The 8200-nt window shown below is 67.1% G+C and carries 5 protein-coding genes; 3 read left to right on the top strand and 2 right to left on the bottom strand.

Annotated features, from left to right (window positions below; genetic code table 11):
- Positions 1–82 precede the first annotated feature (82 nt).
- Positions 83–1570 carry an MFS transporter gene (locus tag QH195_RS24220; protein WP_280437131.1) on the bottom strand — a complete coding sequence of 496 codons (1488 nt, stop codon included), beginning with the start codon at positions 1568–1570 and terminating at the stop codon, positions 83–85.
- A 205-nt stretch (positions 1571–1775) separates the two neighbouring features.
- On the bottom strand, positions 1776–2444 hold the full coding sequence (locus tag QH195_RS24215; RefSeq protein WP_280422008.1) for a FadR/GntR family transcriptional regulator: 669 nt from the start codon (positions 2442–2444) through the stop codon (positions 1776–1778).
- Between the two features lie 65 nt (positions 2445–2509).
- Between QH195_RS24215 and QH195_RS24210 the strand changes: the two genes are divergently transcribed.
- From QH195_RS24210 to nirB, 3 genes are all read left to right on the top strand, one after another.
- Positions 2510–3772, top strand: coding sequence for an MFS transporter (locus tag QH195_RS24210; protein ID WP_280437130.1), 1263 nt, complete (start codon positions 2510–2512; stop codon positions 3770–3772).
- 324 nt (positions 3773–4096) lie between these two features.
- Positions 4097–5572, top strand: a complete 1476-nt coding sequence (locus tag QH195_RS24205) for a nitrate/nitrite transporter (RefSeq protein WP_280437133.1) — start codon at positions 4097–4099, stop codon at positions 5570–5572.
- A 24-nt stretch (positions 5573–5596) separates the two neighbouring features.
- The gene (gene nirB / locus QH195_RS24200) at positions 5597–8125 is read left to right on the top strand and encodes a nitrite reductase large subunit NirB (RefSeq protein ID WP_280437129.1); all 2529 of its coding nucleotides are present in this window, start codon (positions 5597–5599) and stop codon (positions 8123–8125) included.
- Positions 8126–8200: the final 75 nt, after the last annotated feature.

Below are 8200 nucleotides of genomic sequence, written 5' to 3'. Positions count from 1 at the left end.
TTTTGGCGGCTTCTCCTCCCCCTCCCGGGGGGCGGGGGGGGGGGGGGGGGGGCGCCCGCCCCCCCCCAACTCGGTTCGGTCGTCAGATATTCGCGTAGGCCAGGGAAGGCACCCGGGTCACGGCGAAGGAGGTCCGGCGGTAGAACCACCAGGTGACTCCGGCCATCACCAGAAACGCTCCGGCGTAGGCCCAGAAGGCCGGTTCCATGGAGCCGAAGTTGGTGTTGGACAGGCGCAGCGCCTGCTGGAGTACGAAACCGCCGAAGGCGCCTACCGCACCGATCACCCCGATCGCCGCCCCTGCCTGCCGTTTCGCCGACGCGGCCGCATCGGCCGGCTCGATACCGCGTTCGGAGGCGAATTTCGCGGCTTCGGCGCTGAAGATCGAGGGGATCATCCGGTAGGTGGAGCCGTTCCCGATACCGGTGAGCACGAACAGGACCAGGAACGCCGCCAAGTAGAGCGGGAAGCTCTTCATCTCCAGTGCGGCCATGATGAGGGCCACCGCCACCGCCATCCCGCCGAACACCATGATGGTGATCCGGGCGCCGCCGAGTTTGTCCGAGAGCCAGCCGCCGAAGGGCCTGGCGAACGATCCGACGAAGGCGCCGAGGAAAGCCAGGTTACCGAGGGTGCTGATCCAGCCGATATTCGCGAGGTCGGGGAAATTGGCTTTGATGAGGGTCGGGAACGCGAACGAGAAACCGATGAAGGACCCGAAGGTACCGATGTAGAGGAAGGCCATCACCCAGGTGTGCCGGTTGGTGAGGGCCGGTTTGTAGGAGCGGCCGTCGGATTTCGCGGTGGACAGACTGTCCATATAGCGCAGCGCGCCGAATACGGCGGCGAGGATGAACGGCATCCACACCAGCACCGACAGGGTGATGCCGAATCGGTAGCCGGCCGCGTCTTTCGCGGTGAGATGGGTACCGAGGGTGATCAGCAGTGGCAGCAGCAGCTGGGTCTGGGCCACGCCGAGATTGCCGCCGGCGGCGTTGATTCCCAGGGCGGCACCCTTCTTGCCGTCGGGGAAGAAGAACGAGATATTGGCCATCGACGAGGAGAAGTTGCCGCCGCCGAATCCGGAGAGAGCCGCCAGCACCACGAAAACCCACATCGGAGTATCGGGTTGGTTCACGAAGAAAGCCAGGCCCAGCGTGGGGATGAGCAGCATGGCCGCGCTGAACGCGGTGAACAGCCTGCCGCCGAAACGCGGTATGGCGAAGGTGTAGGGGATGCGCAGAGCCGAACCGACAAGTGTCGGAATGGAAGTGAGCAGCAGCGCATTGCTCACGGCCACCGGGTTGCCGCTGCCCAGGCCTTCCAGGAACCCGAAGCCGGCGGCGCCCATACTGGTGACCACACTGGCCCACAGCACCCAGATACTGAATCCGAGATTCTCCGCGAAAACCGAGAAGACGAGGTTCTTGCGGGCGGTGCGGTCGGCGCCGGATGCCCAGAACCGTTCGTTGTCGGGTTCCCATCGGTCGATCCAGCGCCCCCGGCGCCGATGGGTGAAAGTTGGTGCCGTATCGGGTGTTTGTGAGCCGGTGTCGGCGATCGCGGTCATCGGCGTCCCTCTCGTCGGGGCTCGACTACCCCGGGAAACCGGGGCCGCCCGGCGCGGCGGCCGGGCGTCGAGTGCGGTGTTGTGACGTGAGAAAACGCTAGAAGCCGGGTGTTTCCATCGAATAGCGTGCGGTGACGATCGGCGCACATCCCGCTCACGGACGACGGACGCGCGGGTGATCTCTCGGTAACGTTGCCGGAACCCGTCAGCGCTCGGGGTAATCGGCCAGCAGAGTATCCAGGAAGCAGCGGGTGGTCTTGGCCGCGCGTTCGGCGTCACCGTCGGTGATGGCCCGCACCAGTTCGCTGTGCTCGTCGTTGTACCAGCCGTCGATCCGGTCGGTGCGGGAGCGGGTGGAGGCTTCGATCCGGCCGAGCAGCGAATCGTAGAACTCCAGATACACCGCGTTGTGGCTGGCAGCCACGATCGCACGGTGCAGTTGCACATCGGCGGCGATGGCGGCGGAGCGATCGGTCGGCCACAGCCGGTTGCGTTCGTCGAGCAGACGCTCCAGCTTCGCGATATCGGATTCGTCGCGGCGGTGGGCGGCCAGGGCGGCCGCGGTGGCTTCCAGCCCGTGGCGTAGTTCCAGGACATCGCGTTCGGCGGCCTCGGCGAAGTACTTCTCGAGGGTGCTGCCGACCTCGGAGGTCGCGATGACATAGGTACCCGAACCCTGCCGCCGTTCCAGCATGCCGGCATGGACGAGCGCCTGGACGGCCTCGCGTAGCGTATTGCGGCCGGTTCCGGTCAGCTCGGCGAGTTCGGGTTCCGTGGGGATCCGCGTCCCGACCGGCCAGCGTCCCGAGCGGATATCCTCTTTGAGTTGCTCGGTGACCTGGGCGATGAGACTGGTGCGGCGAACGCTTTGCACTTCGACAGAGTACCGCCCGTCACAAGTGCCTTGTCCTGGTCATACGGTCATCCTATGATTTCTCGGTGACTGCAGCGTTGCCCGAGACCTCCCGTCCGGCCGACCCGCCCACCGCGGGCCGGCGACGCTCACTCATCGAAGGCCGCCTGCTGGTCCTGGCGGCCATCGTCATGTCCGCGCTGACCCTGCGGGTCGCGGTAACCGCGTTCACCCCCCTCGCCGAAGAGATCGGCGAACATATCGGCTACTCCACGGCCGTCGTCGGCGTGTTCGGGATGATCCCGACCCTGATGTTCTCGGTGACCGGGCTGGCGACCCCGCTGCTGGTGCGGCGGATCGGCCTGGAGTGGACCGTGCTGGCGGCCATGGCCGCCGCCGGTGCCGGCATGCTCGCCCGCGTACTCGTCTCCGAGACGGTGGGACTGCTGCTGTTCTCCGCGCTGGCCCTCGGCGGTATGGGTATCGGCAATATTGTGGTCCCGCCGCTGGTGAAGCGCTACTTTCCCGATCGGCTCGCCACGGTGAGCGCGCTGTACATCACCATGGTGCAGATCGGTACGGTGATTCCCGCCCTGGTGGCGGTGCCGCTCGCCGAGGCGCACGGCTGGCGGGTTTCGCTGGGGGTGTGGGCGCTGCTCGGGTTCGCCGCGGCCGTGCCCTGGATCGGCGTCCTGTGGAATCGGCGCGGCCGGGCGGTGGCGGATACGACCGGACTGCCGGGCGCGACCACGGGCCCCACCCCGAAGGTGTGGCGCTCACCACTGGCCTGGGGTATGTCGGCGATGTTCGGGATGACCTCGCTGACCACCTATTCCGTGTTCACCTGGCTGCCCACCATCCTGTCCGACGCCGGAGCGGACGCGGCGTTCGGTGGGTCGATGGTCGCCCTGTTCGCGCTCATGGGCCTGGTCGCGGCATTGACGGCGCCGACGGTGGCGGCGCGGATGGCCAACCCCTTCCCGGTCGCGGTGGGCTGCGCGGTCTGTTTCCTGGTGGCGTTCGCGGGCCTGCTGATCGCGCCCATGAGCGCGCCGGTGCTGTGGGTGGTCATTCTCGGTCTCGGCCCCAGCACCTTCCCGATGGCTCTCACCCTGATCAACCTGCGCACCCGCACCCCGGCCGGGTCGGCCGCGCTGTCGGGGTTCACCCAGGGAGTCGGCTACGCGCTGGCCTGTATCGGGCCCTTGGTGTTCGGGATGCTGCACACCGTGACCGGTGGCTGGGCGGCGCCGTTCGCCCTGCTCGGGGTCTCGGTGGTGGTGCTGTTGATCGGCGCCTGGGAGGCCTGTAAACCGCGGCTGCTCGAGGACGGCGCGGCCGGCGGCTGATCGCCCCGCCCGGAACCGGGCGGTTGGCCGTGCGCGGCGGGAGTTCGTTTCCCGGGTTGCGCCGGGGCGTGACGCAGGTCATCCTTTGAACAGGTCCTCACCGCACTCCGCGATGAAAGTGGGCGGTTCGTGACGCCCGGAAACCCTTCTGTGACACCGCGTTAACAAGCGCCGGTTTCTCACCTCGGCCACATGAACCGCGTGAGAAACCGTTGATTCGGCGGTCATTTTGGGCAGCATTGCGGCAATACCCGTTTCCTAACGTTGGGTCGAACCACGTTGGGAGGCCCCTTGAACACGCAGACCGAAAGCCGCCGCGGCGCCGTGCAGGCGTTGTTCCGGCGGCCGAAGCTGGAGCACTGGGACGCAGAGGACACCGCGGCCTGGGAGGCCGGCGGTAAGAAGATCGCCACGCGCAACCTGATCTGGTCGGTCGTCGCCGAGCACATCGGATTCTCCATCTGGTCCATCTGGTCGGTCATGGTGCTGTTCATGCCGGCCGAGACCTACGGTATCGACCCGGCCGGCAAATTCTTCCTGGTCGCGGTACCGACTCTGGTCGGCGCGATCCTGCGGATCCCGTACACGGTGGCGACGGCCCGTTTCGGCGGCCGCAACTGGACGGTGTTCAGCGCCGTCGCACTGCTGATACCGACTCTGCTCACGCTGTATTTCGTGAACCAGCCGGGAACGTCGTATACGACATTCCTGATCGTGGCGGCGTTCGCCGGCCTGGGCGGCGGCAACTTCGCCTCGTCGATGACCAATATCAACGCCTTCTACCCGCAGCGCCTCAAGGGCTGGGCCCTGGGCATGAACGCGGGCGGCGGCAATATCGGTGTTCCGGTGATCCAGCTGTTCGGCCTGCTGATCATCGCGACACTCGGCAACGAGTACGCCACGGTGATCTGCGCGGCGTACCTGGTGCTGGTCGTACTGGCCGGGCTCGGTGCGGCATTGTTCATGGACAATCTGCCGAACCAGAAGGCCGATCTGTCCTATATGCTCACCGCGCTGAAAGTGCCGCAGTCGTGGGCGGTTTCGTTTCTCTACATCGGTACCTTCGGATCGTTCATCGGCTACAGCTTCGCCTTCGGGCAGGTTCTGCAGATCAGTTTCGTGGCCGGTGGTGAAACCGCGGCGCAGGCCACCCTGCACGCCGCGCAGATCGCCTTCATCGGGCCGCTGCTCGGCTCGCTGGCCCGGCCCTACGGTGGCAAACTGGCCGACCGGATCGGCGGTAGCAAGGTCACGCTGGTCACCTTCGTGGCGATGATGGCCGCCGCCGTGGTGGTGGCCGCTGCCTCGACGGTGGCCGACGGTTCGGCCAACGGTTTCTCCGGCCCGGTGCTCGCGGTGCTGGTCGCCGGTTTCGTGGCGCTGTTCGTGCTCTCCGGACTGGGCAACGGGTCGGTCACCAAGATCATCCCGTCGGTTTTCGCCGCCAAATCGCGCAGCCTCGACGGGAGCCCGGCCGAACGCGCCGCCTGGGCGCAGAACACCTCGGGTGCGCTTATCGGTTTCGTCGGCGCCATCGGCGCGCTCGGCGGGGTGGGGATCAACCTCGTACTGCGCTCGTCGTACGCCTCGACGCAATCGGCGACCACCGCCTTCTGGGTGTTCATGACGTTCTATATCGCCTGCGCGCTCGTCACCTGGGCGGTGTTCCTGCGCCGCCCCGGGGCTCCGGCGGCCGGCCGGGAGATCGTCGCCACCGCCGAGGCCCTGGTCCGCCGGGCCGAATCCGGCGCCCCGACCACCCAGCCCGCCGAAACCCGGTCCGCCCGGTCGTCGGCCTGATCCCGGATCTCCACGGAGGACACCATGAACGCACAGCGCAAGACAGTCGTCGTCGCCGGTCACGGCATGGTCGGGCACCGCTTCGTCGAGGCGCTCCGCTCCCGGGACTCCGCCGGGCAATGGCAGGTCGTCGTACTCGGCGAGGAGCAGCTGCCCGCCTACGACCGGGTGGGGTTGTCCTCCTACGTCGGGAACTGGGACCCGGCCGCGCTGGCGTTGCCGGGTAACGAGTACACCGGCGACGAACTGGTGGACCTGCGCCTGGGACAGCGCGCCGAGGCCATCGACAAGGACGCGCAGAAGGTGACCACCACCGCCGGTGAGGTGCTCGACTACGACGCCCTCGTCCTGGCCACCGGTTCCTACCCGTTCGTGCCACCCGTGCCGGGGCACGAACACCCGGAATGTTTCGTCTACCGCACCCTCGGGGACCTCGACGGCATCAAGGCCACGGCGGAGGCGGCCGGTCCCGGCGCGCACGGTGTGGTCGTCGGCGGCGGCCTGCTCGGCCTGGAGGCCGCCAACGCGCTGCGGATGCTGGGGCTGACCCCGCACGTGATCGAGTACAACGACCGGTTGATGCCCGCCCAGGTCGACGAGGGTGGCGGAGCGATCCTGGAGAAACTGGTCACCGATCTGGGACTGCAGGTGCACACCGGTGTCGGCACCCAGGGGATCGAACGTGACGCGGCGGCGGCTCCGGCCGGGCGGTTGAAGATCAGTCTCTCCGACGACACCGTGATCGACGCCGCGCTGCTGGTGTTCTCCGCGGGTATCCGCCCGCGTGACCAGATCGCCCGCGACGCCGGTCTCGAGGTGGGCCCGCGCGGCGGTATCGTCACCGACCTGGGCCTGGCCACCTCCGATCCGAACATCTACGCCATCGGTGAATGCGCCGCCGTCGAAGGTGTCTGCTACGGCCTGGTCGCCCCGGGCTACACCACGGCCGAGATCGTCGCCGACCGGTTGCTCGGGGGCGCCGGAGAGTTCCCCGGCGCCGATATGTCCACCAAGCTCAAATTGCTGGGCGTGGATGTGGCCAGCTTCGGCGATGCGCACGGTAAGACCGAAGGCGCCCTCTCGGTGGTGCTGCACGATGCGGCGCGCGGCACCTACGCGAAACTGGTGATCTCCGACGACGCGCAGACACTGCTCGGCGGCATTCTGGTGGGCGACGCCACCCAGTATGCGGCGCTGCGGCCGCTGGTCGGGCGCCCGCTACCGGCCGAACCTGCCGCTTTGATCTCCCCGGCCGGTGCGGAGCTCGGCGCCGACGCGCTGCCCGACGAAGCCCAGATCTGCTCCTGCAACGATGTGAGCAAAGGCGCCATCTGCGGTGCCATCGCCGACGGCGCGTGCGATATCCCCGCGATCAAGGCCTGCACCAAAGCCGGTACCTCCTGCGGCGGCTGCGTGCCGATGATCAAGAAGGTGCTCGAACAATCCGGCGTCGAAATGTCGAAGGCGCTGTGTGAGCATTTCGAACAGTCCCGTGCCGAGCTGTTCCAGATCGTGCAGGCCACCGGTATTCGTACCTTCTCCGAGCTGATCGCCCGGCACGGTAAGGGCATCGGCTGCGATATCTGCAAACCGACGGTCGCCTCGATCCTGGCCTCCACTTCCAGCGAGCACATTCTGGAGGGCGAACAGGCAGCACTGCAGGACACCAACGACCACTTCCTGGCCAACCTGCAGAAGAACGGCACCTATTCGGTGGTGCCGCGGATGCCGGGTGGCGAGGTGACGCCCGAGCAGTTGATCGTGATCGGTGAGGTCGCCAAGGAGTTCGGTCTCTACACCAAGATCACCGGTGGCCAGCGGATCGACCTGTTCGGTGCCCGCGTCGAACAGTTGCCGCTCATCTGGAAGCGACTCGTGGACGCCGGGATGGAATCCGGCCACGCCTATGGAAAATCGCTGCGTACCGTCAAGAGCTGTGTCGGGTCCACCTGGTGCCGGTACGGCCAGCAGGATTCGGTCGGGATGGCGGTCCTGCTGGAGAAGCGCTACCGCGGCTTGCGGTCACCGCACAAACTGAAGCTGGCCGTTTCCGGCTGTGCCCGGGAATGCGCCGAGGCCCGCGGCAAGGATGTGGGCGTGATCGCCACCGAGAACGGCTGGAACCTCTACGTCGGTGGTAACGGCGGTCTCACCCCGAAGCACGCCGTGCTGCTGGCCGGTGATCTCGACGACCGGACCCTGATCTCGTATATCGACCGCTACCTGATGTTCTACATCCGCACCGCGGACCGGTTGCAGCGCACCGCGCCGTGGCAGGAAGACCTGGGCATCGACTACGTGCGCGAGGTGGTCTGCGAGGACAGTCTCGGTATCGCGGCCGACCTGGAAGCGGCGATGGAATCGCATGTGGCCGGTTATCGCGACGAATGGGCCGCGGTGCTCGAGGACGAACAGAAGCTGTCGCGTTTCGTATCCTTCGTCAACGCCCCGGCCGAAGCCGATCCGACGATTTCGTTCGACGACAGCGGTGAACGCAAGGTCCCGGTGCTGCTCGGCCTGCCCGCGATGCCCGGAGGCGGCAGTGGAATGTAACCACGGAGGGCATTGCGGGCGGGCCGCGAGCAGCCGCTACGAGTGGGAAATGACGGCTTAACCGTGTGGAAACAG

The organism is Nocardia carnea (genome assembly GCF_029868855.1).
GTDB lineage: Bacteria > Actinomycetota > Actinomycetes > Mycobacteriales > Mycobacteriaceae > Nocardia > Nocardia carnea_A.
This window is presented reverse-complemented; position numbering and strand designations above follow the sequence as displayed.

What these genes read in the sequence shown, in the direction of transcription:
- QH195_RS24220 (WP_280437131.1), bottom strand. Translation starts at nt 1,570, where the DNA reads ATGACCGCGATCGCCGACACCGGCTCACAAACACCCGATACGGCACCA.
- nirB (WP_280437129.1), top strand. Translation starts at nt 5,597, where the DNA reads ATGAACGCACAGCGCAAGACAGTCGTCGTCGCCGGTCACGGCATGGTC.